The 15,485-nt window shown below is 56.4% G+C and carries 16 protein-coding genes; 5 read left to right on the top strand and 11 right to left on the bottom strand.

Annotation, left to right across the window (positions count from 1 at the left end; all coding sequences use genetic code 11):
* Nucleotides 1-61: 61 nt before the first annotated feature.
* The 9 genes from SLH47_RS20940 to SLH47_RS20900 form a co-directional block, all read right to left on the bottom strand.
* Nucleotides 62-1,015 carry a TniQ family protein gene (locus tag SLH47_RS20940; RefSeq protein WP_320242363.1) on the bottom strand — a complete coding sequence of 318 codons (954 nt, stop codon included), beginning with the start codon at nucleotides 1,013-1,015 and terminating at the stop codon, nucleotides 62-64.
* Nucleotides 1,012-1,878, bottom strand: coding sequence for a TniB family NTP-binding protein (locus tag SLH47_RS20935; protein WP_320242361.1), 867 nt, complete (start codon nucleotides 1,876-1,878; stop codon nucleotides 1,012-1,014). Before SLH47_RS20935 ends, SLH47_RS20940 begins: the two co-directional genes overlap by 4 nt.
* Nucleotides 1,847-3,481, bottom strand: coding sequence for a Mu transposase C-terminal domain-containing protein (locus tag SLH47_RS20930; RefSeq protein WP_320242359.1), 1,635 nt, complete (start codon nucleotides 3,479-3,481; stop codon nucleotides 1,847-1,849). Before SLH47_RS20930 ends, SLH47_RS20935 begins: the two co-directional genes overlap by 32 nt.
* Nucleotides 3,482-3,959: 478 nt before the next feature.
* Nucleotides 3,960-4,529 (bottom strand): PIN domain-containing protein, encoded by a 570-nt coding sequence (locus SLH47_RS20925; RefSeq protein ID WP_320242357.1) that lies wholly within the window; start codon nucleotides 4,527-4,529, stop codon nucleotides 3,960-3,962.
* A complete protein-coding gene (locus SLH47_RS20920) occupies nucleotides 4,526-4,990 on the bottom strand; it encodes a helix-turn-helix domain-containing protein (protein WP_320242355.1) in 465 nt (154 codons plus the stop codon). Before SLH47_RS20920 ends, SLH47_RS20925 begins: the two co-directional genes overlap by 4 nt.
* Nucleotides 4,991-5,052: 62 nt before the next feature.
* Nucleotides 5,053-5,760 carry a hypothetical protein gene (locus SLH47_RS20915; protein ID WP_320242353.1) on the bottom strand — a complete coding sequence of 236 codons (708 nt, stop codon included), beginning with the start codon at nucleotides 5,758-5,760 and terminating at the stop codon, nucleotides 5,053-5,055.
* A 178-nt stretch (nucleotides 5,761-5,938) separates the two neighbouring features.
* Nucleotides 5,939-6,550, bottom strand: coding sequence for an SMC-Scp complex subunit ScpB (scpB, locus tag SLH47_RS20910; RefSeq protein ID WP_320242351.1), 612 nt, complete (start codon nucleotides 6,548-6,550; stop codon nucleotides 5,939-5,941).
* Nucleotides 6,547-7,500 carry a DUF1403 family protein gene (locus tag SLH47_RS20905; protein WP_320242350.1) on the bottom strand — a complete coding sequence of 318 codons (954 nt, stop codon included), beginning with the start codon at nucleotides 7,498-7,500 and terminating at the stop codon, nucleotides 6,547-6,549. The genes scpB and SLH47_RS20905 overlap by 4 nt, the downstream gene beginning before the upstream one ends.
* A 204-nt stretch (nucleotides 7,501-7,704) precedes the next feature.
* A complete protein-coding gene (locus tag SLH47_RS20900; RefSeq protein ID WP_320242349.1) occupies nucleotides 7,705-8,412 on the bottom strand; it encodes a DnaA N-terminal domain-containing protein in 708 nt (235 codons plus the stop codon).
* Nucleotides 8,413-8,785: 373 nt separating this feature from the next.
* Here SLH47_RS20900 and SLH47_RS20895 point away from each other — a divergent pair, with 373 nt between their 5' ends.
* Nucleotides 8,786-10,096, top strand: a complete 1,311-nt coding sequence (locus tag SLH47_RS20895; RefSeq protein WP_320242386.1) for an AAA family ATPase — start codon at nucleotides 8,786-8,788, stop codon at nucleotides 10,094-10,096.
* Complete coding sequence (locus tag SLH47_RS20890; protein WP_320242347.1) at nucleotides 10,093-11,163, top strand: ParB/RepB/Spo0J family partition protein; 1,071 nt, start codon at nucleotides 10,093-10,095, stop codon at nucleotides 11,161-11,163. The genes SLH47_RS20895 and SLH47_RS20890 overlap by 4 nt, the downstream gene beginning before the upstream one ends.
* A gap of 75 nt (nucleotides 11,164-11,238) precedes the next feature.
* Here SLH47_RS20890 and SLH47_RS20885 read toward each other — a convergent pair whose 3' ends face one another.
* Both SLH47_RS20885 and SLH47_RS20880 read right to left on the bottom strand, forming a co-directional pair.
* Nucleotides 11,239-12,255, bottom strand: a complete 1,017-nt coding sequence (locus SLH47_RS20885) for a GSU2403 family nucleotidyltransferase fold protein (protein WP_320242345.1) — start codon at nucleotides 12,253-12,255, stop codon at nucleotides 11,239-11,241.
* Between the two features lie 75 nt (nucleotides 12,256-12,330).
* Nucleotides 12,331-13,497, bottom strand: a complete 1,167-nt coding sequence (locus tag SLH47_RS20880; protein WP_320242344.1) for a tyrosine-type recombinase/integrase — start codon at nucleotides 13,495-13,497, stop codon at nucleotides 12,331-12,333.
* An 82-nt stretch (nucleotides 13,498-13,579) separates the two neighbouring features.
* Between SLH47_RS20880 and SLH47_RS20875 the strand changes: the two genes are divergently transcribed.
* From SLH47_RS20875 to SLH47_RS20865, 3 genes are all read left to right on the top strand, one after another.
* Nucleotides 13,580-14,671 carry a helix-turn-helix domain-containing protein gene (locus tag SLH47_RS20875; RefSeq protein ID WP_320242342.1) on the top strand — a complete coding sequence of 364 codons (1,092 nt, stop codon included), beginning with the start codon at nucleotides 13,580-13,582 and terminating at the stop codon, nucleotides 14,669-14,671.
* Nucleotides 14,672-14,795: 124 nt separating this feature from the next.
* A complete protein-coding gene (locus SLH47_RS20870) occupies nucleotides 14,796-15,002 on the top strand; it encodes a hypothetical protein (protein ID WP_320242340.1) in 207 nt (68 codons plus the stop codon).
* 173 nt (nucleotides 15,003-15,175) lie between these two features.
* Nucleotides 15,176-15,391 (top strand): hypothetical protein, encoded by a 216-nt coding sequence (locus tag SLH47_RS20865; RefSeq protein ID WP_320242338.1) that lies wholly within the window; start codon nucleotides 15,176-15,178, stop codon nucleotides 15,389-15,391.
* Nucleotides 15,392-15,485 lie beyond the last annotated feature (94 nt).

The following is a 15,485-nucleotide window of genomic DNA, read 5'->3' as shown; positions in this document are numbered from 1 at the left end:
TAAACTAAACCTTCGGACTCATTTGGCCTTAGGTCACTTTTTGAGTTTTTGGTAAAGTTAACTACGAGATATCCACAGGCGCAAGGCGGCGGCGCTTTATCACTTCGTCAGCAAGCAGAAGCAGCTCACGGGGATCAGCGCCTTCACCAAGTTGCTCAATGGCGTCTTTTGCCGCCGACAGGAACACCGGATTAGAAGATGTCGGAAACCGACATCCAAAGGCACCGGAACTTAGCACATCTTTTTTCTTCATCTTTTGTGCTGGCGGCATTTCAGCCAAGCCCACTAGACGCTCCAACATCTTCTTTCTGTGAGGATATGCGGCCCCTAATCTCGTTACAGCAGACCAGTCATTCCGCAGTGCAATCGCTGCAAACAGGAATGGCCGGGTCGTTCCAAGATACAGAGATGCAAGCGTGGAGTATCTTTGAACTCGACTGTGTGAAAAAAGCGCATAGCGCTTAAATTGCGGTGCCATGACTCCTAGAACATCAGCCGCTAAGCCCACTCGCCGGCTAAGCCGACGATTTAGATGACAATATGCAAATTTCAACCGTCGCGCACCTAAATGCGCACGGCGCGAAAGGGCAGCGGAAATTTGAACATCGTCTTCTGATGTTTTCCATACAGGCAAAAGCTCAGAGCCACACGCTTCACATTCCATAGACCAAGCAAGACGCCAATGACGCAAGGCAAGCCCGGGATCTGTATTTGTACAGGTTGGGCACTGCTGAAAATTCTCATAAGAGATACATTCTATGGGAAAATCGTGCTGTCGCACTAACACCATGTCATTCAATTCATCCGGTGAAAGCCGGGCAATCGCACAAAACCTCGCGATATCTGCGCTAGCCAACTCTTGATGTGTTTCTGGCGGTTGATCTCGCCCGAGCCCAAGATAACCGCAAAGTTCAACGACCGAGCAATGATTGGCCTTCGCAAGGCGAATGATCCAACTCGATAGTAACTCATCTGGGCGGCGAACTGGCCGCCGGGGAAGCGGTTGGAGATTCACGAGAATGCCGGAAGCGGCTGACGGCGGATATTCCAGCTATGTTTGGCCCAGGTCGGCTGCCAAGTCTGTATTGCTTCATCAGTAATCCGTTCTTCACCCGTCTCGATCGCATCGATTGCCAAGGCCTTCACCATCGTAAATACGCGCGACGTAACACCACCGGACACTCCCAAGATAGATCTCAGTGACTGAACACTTAGGCCGGAACCTCGTTCCAATTGCATGGCTGAAATCAAGGTCTGAACCAAGCGTGAGAACTCAACATCATCTTCCCAAAGCGGAAGGAAGTGCTCATCGAGTCTTCGGGCCAGCTGCTCGTCACCCCTAATGGCATCCACAGCTTCATTGACACCAAAGACAACGAGCGATGCACAAAGATCGTTGGCCAGAAACCGCAACATGTTGAGGAAACGTCTTTGCTCCCGATAACTGCCAGCCAACAAGTTGTGAACCTCGTCGATCATGATCATCTTTAGATCCATATCACGCAAATGATTGAGGACCCGGACCTCTAGCTCAGAAACAGTGTTCCGACCCCATACAGGCGCCCCTATTGAAGCCAAAATATGCTGATAGAAGCGCCGTTCATCAGGTGCTGGCGGGGCTTGCAAGAGAAGAATCGGAGTTTTGGTTACGCCAACATCTGAGGCATATTGGAAAGGATACAGCCCCGCCATTCGTTTTGCGATCATCGTCTTCCCGATCCCAGAACTTCCATAAATCATGAGGCCAGGCATGCGGGATTGTCTTGGCATTTCCATCAAAGATATCAGTCTGTTGAGGACAATCGTCGCGCGGTCAAAAGCGATCCAACGATCGCTGCGTATAAGGTCAATTCTTTCGTCGCAATCCATCAAAATCATCTATTGGGTAAGTTGGAAGGTCAGGGTTACTCGTATCAATGGCGAACATCTCCCGTGAAGGGTCGCGTTTTGGTTTATCACTTGGCAACCGTGCCTGACGCTCGCCTTCTAATCGCGCGGTTAAAGTTTGCTGTTTGGCTGCAAAAGCAATGCGACGCTGCTCTTCCACAATCCGAAACAGCATTGTCTCAGAAAGGGTCCCGCCATGTCGCTCATGGTAGAGCGCTCGAGCCCGCCGCAGTTCCCATAGTGAAGTTACCGGCCGCGACAAATCTCTGTAGCGGGCCGAGATTGTACGCCCATCGTCTGTGATGACCCAAATCTGAGACATATCGCGCGGGTCATATTTGACCTTAACCTTTCCGGTTCCCCGGCCGATCAACGGCCCGAACGCGTCACTCCAGTAGCCTATGGAAAAGAGGCTAATCCCTGTTCGTCGTAACTGACGCTGTTCGGTGGGAAGGAAACTGACTTGGAATGCGTCAAAATCGACAACTTGACGACCGGCGTCATCGCCACTCAAATCGGCCCATGCGGCCATTGGCGTTCGTCCGAGACCGCTATGTCGTGTGTTATTGTAGCGACAGATCTCAAGGTTCAACCAATCTTGAAACTCGTCTAGCGTCATAGCAGACTTACCGACGCTATCGTAAGTGCCTCTGTCCTTTGGTGACGATTGCGTCGTACCAGGAAGTACGTGAACTGCACCCATAGTCGTGCCTATCAGCCGTTCAATATGACCCCCATAATGCGCTTTGCCACGTGGTCGATACTCGATCGAAATGCCCCATTCTGCACAGGCATCCTGAAAAGCTTCGCTTCGAAAATCCTGTCCATTGTCAACATGAATTGCATGCGGAATACCCGCCGACGGCCAATACAGCTCCTCAAGTTGGTCAGGTGTTCGAAGTGATTTTGGCCGGACGCAATGTGCAAGGCATAGACCTATTGAAAGGACCGAAGGAGCATCGAAACTAACATAGACGCCAAGAACAATGCGGGTCGCAACGTCAATGGCAAGCGTCAACCATGGCCGTGCCAAAGGTCTGCGTTCAGCGTGATCGACAAGGATAATGTCGGCGAGGGTATGGTCAATCTGAACGATATTGAGCGGCTTGGTCACGTCAAGCGCGCCTGCCCGCGCTGCAAACTGTTGGTCTGCGGCTTTGGCCCCTCTCCGCTTCAGAACTACGTGACGCTGATCCATAGCATCTAGCCGAGCCTTGATGGTTTGGCGAGCCGGAGGTTGGAAGCCTTTTGCAGAACATTCTGCACGTATCTCTTCAACAATCCTCCTCAAACTTGGCCGCTCAGATACAAGGTAACGATGCCGCAAACCCTGATCGATGATGCTCTCGACCTGCTCATTCAATCGAAGCAAACCTTGTTTGGGTCCACTCCGCTTTGGCACCAACGCACTAGCGCGCCCGTCGTTCTCCCGTAGCAACGCCAATAGGCGCCATGCGGTACTTCTTGAGACACCAAGTAGCTCAGCAGCGGATCCAACTGCTTTACCAATCTCCAGCCCCTCAGACTCTCGCGCCAACAACGGTCGGAGAATCTCAGCGCGTCTCAGAGCAGCTGTTTTAGCCTCTTCGCTCATTCTTCAATCGTCAGAACTTATCCACAATACCAATCGTCTCACGAATAACTTTACCATGACATTGACAATGACAGGCTGCCTTATGCCTCTGTTCGCGATGATGGACTCCCGCAAGCGCTGTGGAGTGGTTGTGTCCGCTAGTGCAGAAGGCGCATCGCTTGAAGGTGCATTCAAAGCGAGACCTATTTGGCTTTCGCCAATTTTGTTCTGATCGTAGATTTCAAGAAATCTGCGAATTCTTGGATTGCTCGTGTCCAATTGTACGTTATTGATTGGCAGGTTCTCAAAACTCCCTGACGACATTTTAGCTCCTTAAACGAGCGACTTATATACTTCTATTTGCTCAATAAAGTTCTGTGAGCGTTTCTGCGGACACTGTATTCCTACTGCTGTGACATAGGCAACGCTCGTGAAATGAAATCGAGCGATACGTCTCTTGCCCTTGCATGGTCCTGCGTTGCCAGAATTTGGCCTAGGATCAAAGCAGCTCACTGAATTGCTCCAACTCCGCAGCCGTTGCGACCAATCCCTGTTGCGTGAGTATCGCGAGGTAATCCTCAGCTGAGTATGGTGGGTTCTGAAGGCGAGCTCGAACCTTCCGTAGCGCTGAGCAAAACAGACCAGGCGCAAGGGCAAGATGGTTGCTCAGGAAGTCATCTGGATGCTGGGCCTCGATACCGAATGGTTCTATAGCAGCGTTAGGAAAGTCCTTTAAGTTCTGCGTGACGATCACATCACATCGGCCGACAATGGCAGCGGCTAGCACGTGTCGATCATCTGGGTCAGGAAGGTCAAGTGATGCGACTAGGGTTTGGTAACCGGTCACGAGGCAATCTCGCGTCGCCTGGTTCATTAGGTCCCTTGTGCGCTCAAGTGCGGCAAGGTCACGATGAGGTTCATTGCGCATTAGTGCATCGATCCATTCGCGATGGATATCCGCAGACCACTTAGCCTTGAAGATATCTGTCACTGCGAGTTGCATGACTACGTCGCGCAACGGAGCCGGGTAAAGGATATTGGCATCAAGCAGAGCCGTGTAATGGCTCATGGGGTGTTGTAACCCATATCTTGTTCTTGAGCCTCGGCGGCCAGTTGGTCGAGTACGCTTTCACGTTCAGCATCAATAGAAGCTTTGTAAGCCATCATATCTTCCATGCGGATACGACGATGCTTTCCCACCTTCCGGTGCGGAATTTTTTGTTCGTCCAGAAGCTTGATCAGGAACGGACGAGACACATTCAACACTTCCGCGGCCTGAACGGTCGTTAGTTCGGCATTCTCGGGCATAATCGTGATGCCTTGCCCCGCTGCCATAGCTTCCAGGATGTCCATGAGAAGAGCAACTGCACCAGCCGGTAGTTCGATAGGTTCGGCCTGCTCTCCATCCGTAACGCGCAGTTTGAGCGGTGCCTTGTCGCGTGCGTAGCGCGACAACAGCTGTCCAGATGCGCGCGCGACTGCGGCCTCCTGAGCGCTCGGCGGCAATTGTCGATGTGCCATCATGTTCATGAGTGGTCTCCTATCCTACAACGTGCAATATAGGCATAAATGCAATAAATGCAACAAGTGAATTAAGTGCACTCGCGTGTCGATGTGCGGTTTGGGCTATGATCAACCGGTGATAGGTGCCAATGCCGTGCACTCAGGTCTTTGGGCATAGGCCCGAACGCGAGCTGGAAGGCGTATTCGAGACCATCCTCGGCCGTCCAGTCGACGGCAAAGGGAAATTTCTCATCCATGCTGAGGAGCATCTGATTGAGACCGTTCGCGTCCGCGTCGAATTCGATGTCTTGCAAGACCTCGGAGGCATGAGCGGGACTTGCGTCGAGGTACATCGCGGCCTCGTCGACGAAGCCGAAGTTCTGGCCCGGGAAGAGAAGGTCGATGTGGCCCCTCAGAAGGTGGGCGAGCTCATGACAAATCACGTAGTCGAACATCTGCATCAATATGTCGACGAAATACTCCGCCCGATCCTCGGTCATCGACCAGTCTTCAAAGGGCAAAAGCTGATCCCGAAGGACGTCTCGCCACTGAATTTCCGTGTCGTGCAGCGGATGCGCGCGCGAAAGCACATCGGGGTGATGCGCGGCAGCCGTGAGAAACTGCCAGAGCGTCCGGAGCAGACCCAGACTGACTATGACCGTGCGACGGCCTCCCGAAAGTCGGGCAGCTGCGTTCGGTTTGGCACCTGCTGAAACGACGAGCTCAATAGTTCCGATATCGAGGTCCGGGTCCCGCGCGTGCAAGAGACCAATATGCGCAACCGAGTGAAGGAGCAATCGCAGCTGGGGCGAGGGGTAGGAGCAAGACCCACGCAAGGCGTTCACGCTCTGTCTTTGGGATTGGTAAACACAGGAGGTCTTAGAGATGTGACGTCGCACATAGCAGTTTTTCTCCGCCTGAATTCTTAGCTGGACTCAACACCGTGGGTACGTCTTCTTCCTGCCCTGCCCGACGCTAATTGCCCATCTCGTCAACCCTGAGCTCAAGCTCCGGCAAGTCCCGTAAGCTCCGTAGATCAAACGTCACAAGAAAGGTCTCCGTTGTCACGAAGGTATGCGGCGCACCCGGCCGCGGCGAGCGTGGCCCAGAGGCGATCAGGTCCTTGTAGCGCAGTCGGGACAGCAGATCGCGGCTGACTTCCTTGCCGAAGATATCGGCGAGGCCGGCCCGGTCGATCGGCTGGTGATAGGCGATGGCGCAAAGCACACCCATCTCCATCTCGGTGAAGGCCAGCGACTGCTCGCCAAGATCGGCCGCCGCCTTAATGGCGTCAGCGAACTGGGCCTTCGTTCGGAACATCCATCCGCCGGCAACATGTGCCAGCTCATAGGGACGCCCCGTTAACTCTGCCTGGATGTCGTCAATTAGCATCTCCATCGAGGCCCCCTGCCCCACCACGCGGGCCAGGTCCTCGCGACCAACCGGCGTCGCACTAGCAAAGAGCACGGCCTCGATCCGCCCCATCCACTCGCGCCAGCGCAGCGCTTGTGGCAGGTCGTCCAGCTCCCGATCGAAGTCTGTGTCGCCCTCGTCTGCTGGTATCCGTTTCCTGGTGGCGACACTCATGGCACAATCCCATACAGTCGGAAGGTCGGCCGCCCGGTCAGTTCCCGAGCGACACCCAACTCGACCAGCCGATCGCAGAACCGCCGCGCGGCGCGTGAGGTCATAGGGATCGAAGTGCCCCAGATAAGTGGTGACAGCATCGAGGCCGGGGCTACCGCGTCCTCGGTTAGAAACAGATTGACCGCGGCGTCCGATCCTTTCGCGCGCAGTTTTGGGGCGACGGAGCGAAGCGCTTCGGCGCGGCGGGCCAGGTCCCGCGCCAATCGGATCGTCTCTTTAATGCTGTCCAGAATCCGCACTTGGACCGCCAGTTCGGCCCCCTGCCCTTCTGTGGTCAGGTCGCGCAGCATTCCCTTGGTGAGCCGCTGCGCAGTGACCGGTTGCGCCATCTTCCAGTTCAGCGCCCGCGCCAGGACGATGTCCGAGAGCAGGCAGGCGATCCGCTCCGCCCGATCTTGAGCGTCGAGCACAGCGCATAGGACGGCCACGCAACCCGCCAGCGGCCCATGGGTCCTTGCACGCTCCAAACCCGCATCGATCCAGACGCCCACCTCCCCCGCAAAGTCATTGCCAACCAGATCGTTGATGTCACCCATCCCGCTCGCCCGGAGGCCCACAGCGTCGCGCCAGAAGGTCAGCAGATCGCCATCCGGCCCTCTGGCCTCCCCCGGAGGAGTCAGATGATAGGCGTCCCGGATATCCGCCTCTCGCGCCAGCCGTCCTTCCAATTTCGAGATCGACGTCGCCGCGCTCAGCGCCAGCCGGTTGGCGAGCAGTTTCACGGGGACACCATCCCTGGGATCACCGATCATCTGGTCCAGCACTGTCAGCGCTGCCCCTGACCGAAAGGCCACAGTTTCAAGGGTTTCCGCACGTCTGGAGGTGACCCATGCTGGTAGCTGCGGTAGGCTGTTCAGGTCGTCTTGGATGACTGTCGACTGATATGTCATGCCACAACACTAGTCTCTCACGGCGCTTTAGTCCACAATATCATGTGCAAACCGCCCCACCTTGCCGCTTCATGTTATGTCCAATAAGTTTGCATTATCGGACATAAAAAGGAATCCATTTCCTAAGAGTCGGGCTACGTCGCTGCGCCGTTTCTCACACTACTGCAAATCGAATGTTCCCTTTACTTCTTTTCGCAAACGGCGTCACCGGCATACCTCAATGATGATCCGCCGGCGGGGGCCGAGACAGGCCTCAACCGCTTCTGTAAGAAGCGGCATGAGGTGATTTTGAACATAGTGAGCGACAAATCGATTGGCGGATGCCAGAGTCAGTGTACCCTCTTCATCGGACTGGAACGCCAATCCTGCAATCCAGTTTTGATAATGCGCCGGGTGCAGGTTACGCATTCTTTGACATGCTGCACGCCACTTCTCGGGGCCGTCCGGCAAGACAGATGATGCTTGTGTTCGTTTATCATCCTTTCGAAAATCCACGGACACAATTGTTGTAGTCTTGACCGGATGCGTCGCGGCCATGCGCTCGTTGAAATCTGATCCGACCCGTGACCAATAAGGCTCTGACATTTGGTAGATTTCAGGATAGTTCAGTCGGTAGGCCCCTACCCTGCCCCGCACCCCTTGTCGTTTACAAATGAGCCATTGTTGATCCTGCCAGAACTTGATCTCGCGCTTGACCGTGCGCTCGGTCACATTCCACATCCGCGCCAGATCACGCTGACCCACACAAAACTCGTCCTGCCGCCAATTGTAACGCGCGGTGATCAGCAAAACGAGGCGTGCGATCGAAATCTGATGTCTGACGCCAAGATGCAACCCGGCGACCGATAATGCCGTGAGTATATCATACTTCATAGAACTGGCTTTCACGCCAGTTAGCCGCTTTACTTCCATCCCGGAACTCTCACTGTCTTGCCTCAACTGTCGGCTATTGTTGCCGATTCTGCTTATGATCAAGCAAGACACGAAATCCCGTTTTCTGTCAACTAATCCGTAAAAACACGAAAAATCGCTAAAACATCAATTTTAAAAAGAAAATGGTTTAATTGGATAAGGGGGACATGTAGCATGTCACCATATTTGGGCGTTCATGTCACCAAAAGCTGCGGTAGCGCCAATTGGTGTCACCAAATATACTCTAGTTCCCGGATGATTTTCGCGGCGATGGCTGTTATTCCACCAGAAACACGATTTTCGAAAATTCAGTTTTGCAGTTTTCTTAAATCCCGTTATTGACGATGCAATGGCAAAAAACAAGAGCGATGACATGAGAACCCATTCCGACCTCCAATCCATGAATGAACGCAGCCTGTCACAGCAGGCCGCCGTGCGCCGGGCCACGTTTTCACCGGGTGAGGTCAAAACCCTGCGCCCCTTCTCGATCTGGGAGATCAGCCAGTTCATGTTCGATGTCCCTGCGGACACCCTGCGCAAGAAGCTAGCCGACGACCCTTCCCTGCCCCAGGGTGAGACAGAAGATGACGGGCGCCAGCGGTGGTTCACGCTGGAGGAGATCAATGAACTCCGCCGCCGTATCCGGTTCCGGGGCAAATCCTTACTGCCACAACGGCCCAAAGGCCGGGCCGTCCGTGTGGCAGTCAGCAACTTCAAAGGTGGCGTTGGCAAGACCGTCGTCGCCCAGCATCTCGCCAACGCGGCCGCGCTTGACGGATACCGCGTGCTTTGCATCGACTTCGATCCGCAGGCGACGCTGACCCATTCGATGGGTTTGGTCGAAGTCAAGGAATGGAACACGGTCTGGGGCATCATGTGCCGTGATTTATGTCGCGAGGCGGATCGGATCACCGAAAGCTATGATGACCCCGATGACTGCCCCTACCCTTCCTCAAACGAACTTCCCGAGGATGTCCAATCCATCGGCGCGCAGCGGTTCCAGGATTTCATCCAACCCACCTGCTGGCCGACCATCGACATCATCCCGTCCTGCGCCAACGCGGCCTTTGTCGAATTCGCAAGCGCCCAGTATCGCAGCCTGCACAAAGCTTGGAGCTTTTTCGGCTGTGTTGCGCGTTATCTGGACGAATTACCCGACGATCAATACGACCTGATTATCTTCGATTGTCCGCCCGCCATCGGTTACCAGTCGCTGAACGCGGCCTTTGCATCTGATATCCTTTATATCCCGTCAGGCCCCGGCTATTGGGAATATGACAGCACGACCAGCTATCTGGGCCAGCTTGGCGATGCGATGGCTGATATCTCTGAAGGATTCGGCAGTCTGGCTGCGGATGCCGGGCTGAAACTGCCCAAGACCTTTATGGATGTGCGGCTGCTGATGACAAGGTTTGAAACGACCAACCCGCTCCACGTCGCGATGATGGAGGCGTTTCGCAATGTCTTTGGTGCGGATGTCTGCCTGAACCCGGTTGAAATGACCCGCGCCATCGAACAATCGGGCCGCTTTCAGATGAGCGTCTATGAGCAGGATTACCGCCAGATGACCCGCGAGACATGGAAACGGGCGCGGCAAAGTTTCGACCGGGCCTATAATGAATTCATAACAACCGTGCTGAAGTCTTGGGTTGAAGCTGATCAACAGATGGAGGCAGCGCAATGACATCGAAGAACAAGTTTGGATTTGACGCGCTTGATGCGGCCCCAACGCCAAAGAAACGCGAACGCAGCGTGGGGCCGATGGGGGCTGCCGTCCGGGATGCCGCCGAGAATCTGCAAGAGGCGACAGAGGCCAAGGTGGAACAGCGTCGGCAGAACGCGACAGATGCAAAGGCGTATCGCGCCGCACAGGCCGAGGGCAGGGTACTGACATCGGTGCCGCTGGCAGATATCGCGACCACTGATCTGCCGCGCGATCGTCTGGACCTGGAGGCTGTTGCAGCATCGACCGAGATGGAAGAGCTGAAAGCGTCGATCAAGGAACGTGGTCAGAAAGAGCCGATTGAGCTTTACCGCGATGCGGCGGGGCAATTGCAGCTTAAGAAAGGCTGGCGGCGCTTTACCGCGCTGACGCAGCTTTATGCGGAAACAGGTGATGCGCGCTTCGCCGTGGCGATTGCACGTATTGATGAAGGGCAGGGTGACCGGCTGGCCCGTTACATCGATATGGTCGAAGAAAACGTGGTGCGCGAGGATTTGAGCTTTGCGGAGATGGCGCAGGTCGCCATTCTGGCCGCACAGGATCAGGGCACGGATGAGATTGATCCTGATCAGATGGTCGCGCGTCTTTACAATGCGCTGCACAAGATGAAGCGGTCTTATATCCGCAATTTCGTGTTCCTGTTGACCGCGCTTGAAGATGATTTGAAATGGCCCAAGTCCGTGTCGCGCAACCTGGGTGTGGATGTGGCACGTAGCCTGAAATCTCTGGGCGATGCGGCGGAATTGCGGGCGCGGCTGCGCGAGACATCAAGTGCGGATGAACAGAACGCAGTGCTGTCCGCGTTTCTGTCTGGCACCACAAAGAAGGCGGCGCCAAAGGTCACAAAGGAACGCAAGGAAAAGCGCGAATTCCATGTGGGCGATATGAAGATCACGGCACGGAAGGGTGAGTGCCGCATCATGTGCGAGGACGATTTTGCGGGCATTCCAAAGGCGCAGCTGGAAGAGGCGATTAAGGCGTTTCAACGGACTTTGCGCGACGGTAACCCGCGGGTTACCGCACTTTGACCCTCGTATCGCGGTAACCCGCGGGTTACCGCGCCGCGCTCAAGGATTGAGGGTAACCCATGGGTTTTGGGTGGTCTAAAGCCCCGCCAAGATCGCGCGCGTCGCTGGCATTTTTTCCAGTGTATTGTCCAGCCGCATCGTCCAACGCGGGCCGGTCTCGCGTGCGATCTGATAGGCCTCACGCAATTCATCGGGACGGTCCTCGGCCAGCGCCCTGATCAGAAACGCGGCTTGCGCGCGGTCCTTCGTCGACTTGATCGCATCTGGCCCGCCTTTCCTGCGATCCGCCACGATCAGTTTGTGAATGGCAAAGCGTTCGGGCTGTGGGATCTGCACCAGCACGCCGCTGCGGTAGGGCACAGCTGCAAGGATTGGTTGCTGGATCAGATAGTTCATATGATGCAGCGATTGCGCATCGACACCCAGTGCGGCAAGAGGTCTGATCGTTTCATCGGCGTCAAACGACGGTGTCAGAAACTCCACCATCAGCTCGTTCCGTGTCTGTTTCCAGCGCCAGACATTGCCAGGTTTCAGGTCGGGCACAGGTTCAAAGGAAAAGTCGCGAAAGACATCCTGCAAACGCGGAGACACCACATCCTCCAGCGCCAGTGACAGGCGCTCAAAACCCGCGATGTCCATGTCGCGAGTCTGGGCGGCATCGTCAAAACGATAGCGCAGGCCCAGTTCACCCTCATACAGCCGGAATGCATGTGTGCCGACAATTGTCCCGCCCAGCCGAAAGACACATGCTTTCGCCATCGCTGCTATCAGACTGCCTGTGGCGGCATCGATCCGCATAAAGCCTTCGGCTCGCAGGATACGGATCAGGCGCGTGCGATTCTCCTGCCTGGTCCCCGCCTGCGCTTTCAGATGCAGCAGTTGACCCAATCGTGTGGCAAGTTCCGGCGTGTCCTCACCGATATAGGTCTTGCGCACATCCGTCCCGACCCGAAATGTGTCGTACCAATAGGCTTTGCCGCCCCGGATCGCCTTGGTCGGCGTGCCGCGCACCTCTGTCGCTACCTCGTTTTTAAGCGAGGCCAACAGGTCGTGATAGGCCGCATGTGCGGTGGACGAGTGGCGGTCGAGCATGGTTGTTCAACAGTTTTATATTTTGTTGAACATAACCACGTGTTCAACAAAAGTCAATTTCGTTGAACATGAGCGTCACCCCAGCAGATCCGTCGCTGGATTCTCGGTGATTTCGACGTCGTCGTAGTATTGCTGCGCCTGGGCGAGCGAGCGGTGGAGAGACAGGCGCATGGCGGCCTGGATTGGCGCGCCGTCGAGCGCCGCCTGGGTCAGGAAGCCGGAGCGTAGGCCGTGGGGTGTGGCAAAGCCTTTTGGGAAGCCTGCCTGCGTGACGCGCTTTTGCACGATCTGATAGATGCCATCTGGCGAGAGGGCGCGCTCCAACGGATCGTCGTTCCGGGTGATGGGGCGGAAGAGGGGGCCGTCATTGATGTCGCCCATCTCGACCCAGAAAGCGAGCGCCTGGGCGGCGCGGCCTTTCAACACCAGCTTAGGTGTCTTGCCGCTCTGCGTGGTTTTGGTCTCAACCAGGTTGATCCAGATGATCCCGTCCTTGGCGTAATCCTTCAGGTCGATATCCTGGCGCATCAGTCCCGCAATCTCGGATCGGCGGCGCCCGCCTGAGGCCCAGCCGAGCATCAGGATGGCGCGGTCGCGGAGACCGCGCAGGGAGTGGTCGCAAGTGGCGAGCACCGCCTCCAGCACCTCACGCGTGATCGGGTTGGCGGATTTGGGCGCTTTGGGTTTCGCGGCGGCCCGCCGTGCCTTGGCGCGGGCCTGTCGGACCAGCGGCGCGTCAAAGGGGGACGCGAGGTTCTTCATACGGTGAAAGGCCCGCCAGGAGGCAATGCGGCGATCAAGCGTCGATGGGGCAGGGCAGGCATGGCTTTTGCGCAAGCCTTGCGTGATGAGAGCATCAGCCGCGGTCAGGGCGGGGTCCTGCGGATCTGCCTCGGTCAGGTCGCGGCTGTGATCAATAATGAAGCGGAGCGCGACGGCCTCACCTTCGGGCCAGTTGAGCGGTGCAGCGAAGGCAGCGGCCTTCCAGGCGGTCAGATAGATCAGATCGCGTTCATAGGCGCGCAGTGTATTGGCGGGTGTGCCGCGGATATAGAGATCGGTCAGCGCGTCCTGATCCGCGTCCGAGAGGCCGGTTTGGCCGGGTATGTACGCGGCGAGTGGGGCGGTCATGGCATGCCCCACCAGATGTGCTTGATCGTCCTTTTGGTAGGAACCGTGGGATGTGCTGAGCGATACATGACGCCATTTTTCGTCGGATTTAGCACCAAAATCAAGAGACATGATAACTGGAACTTATCACGTGTACTTATCCTAAAGGTGAAATCACTTGGGTAATTTGCAAAATCGCCTCATAATGCACATTATGGCAGATCCACGCAAAATTTCTTTCATCGAAGATGAAAGCGCGCAACCGCCGGATCGGGATGTGTTCGACCCTGATCCGGTGGATGAGGAGGATCTGTGGTTTCTGCCCGGGCCGGATCATGCGGTGCTGCAGTCGCATGATCCGCCGGGGCCGCGCGCGGATCAGACGCCGCTGGTGGATGTGGATGCATGGATAGCGGCCGAGGCGGCGTTAGCGCGACCGCTGGCAGATCTGGCATTGCGCGTTGGCATGCTGGCGGCGCGGCTGCAGGCCGGACCAGCGGGGTGGCGGCATCGGCTGGCGCTCATTGAGGCGGCGGATCTGAGCTGGCTCGCTGGTGACCGGGTGCCGGCGGAGCGGCTGGCTTTGTGGCTCGCATTACGGTTGGCGGGCGATACGGAGGATGCCCAGGCCCTGGCACGTGCCGGCTGGGCCGCGCGGCGCCTGCAAGGCGGCTTGGCCCCGCAAGATGATCTGGCCGCGTTTCTGGGACGGCAATCCGATGACGCGCGTCTCGCCGATCAGATCGCCGATTGGCATGAGGTGATGGGGCAGGGCGCCAAGCTGCATCCGATCAGCCGGGCGGCGCTTGGGTTCCACCTTTGGCCGATCGTGGGGTTGTCAACGGGGCACGCATTGGGGGGCGCCGCACCCTTGCCGCTGATGGAGGCGGCGGTGGTGGCGGCGCGGTTTGCCTTGCAGGAGGGTGGCACCGAGGATGCGCTGTTCTTGCCGCTGGCGCTTGGCGGGGCAGGGGGCCTGCGCGGCACCGGCACACCACAGGAACGCTTGCGGCGCTGGATCGCCGGGGCTGATCATGCGACACGGGCGGCCCTGCGCGTGCTGGATGGGGTCCGGGCCTGGGAGATGCAAGTACAAGCAGCCTGCGCCGACCTGACGGGGCGGACGCCACCGCAACTGATCCGGCTGTTGCGCGACTGGCCCCTGATCAGCGCGCCCATGGCCGAAAAGCAAACCGGCGCCAGCCGCGCTGCTATCCAGCGCAACCTCAACAGGATGACGCAGGCCGGGATCATCCGCGAGATCACGGGACAGGGGCGGTACAGGTTTTGGACGGCGAGCGTATGAGCGTAGTGACCTAGACTGCTGCACCATCACATCGCAACCAAATGACGGACCGTTCATTGCATGAGCGTCATGGTTATTAACTCCGCAGGCTTGGCGCCTGGATCGCAGTTCGAACAGCTTTATCGTGTTTGCTGAGGCTTTTGGAAGCCGTCAGCCGTCTAAAGGCCTGGTCCGTCGTGCAACCATCCTTTCAAATCCGCGACAGCTGAGCGAACGCGCTTTGCAAATTTTTGAGCTGTTCCGAGAGTTCTTCGATAAAGGCCCGCTGCGCTTTCAGTTCTTCGTCGTGCGCTTCGATCAATCTGATCAAGCGTGCGTGCTCTTGATCTGATGCGTCCAGCAAGGTGAGCAATTCGGCCTTTAAGCTTGCCTTTACGGCGCTAGCGATGCCGGATCAGCCTTTGGTTCTAGCGGTCATCGTCTCAGGTATGCTGGTCGAAATTCCGCTCTTAACGGCACTCAAACAATTGCTCCTTGTTCGAAAAAATGACGAAAGGGACAGACATGTCTTTCATCCCAAAAACATATGAAGAGTGGAAGCACTGCATCATAGTGAAATGCGACATTCTACTGACGCAGACCTATGTGGCCGAACGGCTTGAAGCCTTGAACGATCATCGGCACTTCCAAACACAACAGTTCATAGATCGTTGGGGCGAGGCACATCATGCGCAAACTGTCGTTTGGTTCCAACAAGCTGCGAAAGAATTGGCGACCTGAACTCTCTCAGATCGATCTTAAGGTTACGACAGTTTTTGGCCAGCACAGCGGCATCGTACTTGCGTAGATCGAAATCTTGGTCTCCGGGATCCGC

This window comes from Cognatiyoonia sp. IB215182 (genome assembly GCF_033963905.1).
Classification (GTDB): Bacteria; Pseudomonadota; Alphaproteobacteria; order Rhodobacterales; family Rhodobacteraceae; genus Yoonia.
The sequence above is the reverse complement of the archived record's forward strand: the minus strand, read 5'-3'. Positions and strand labels throughout refer to the sequence as shown.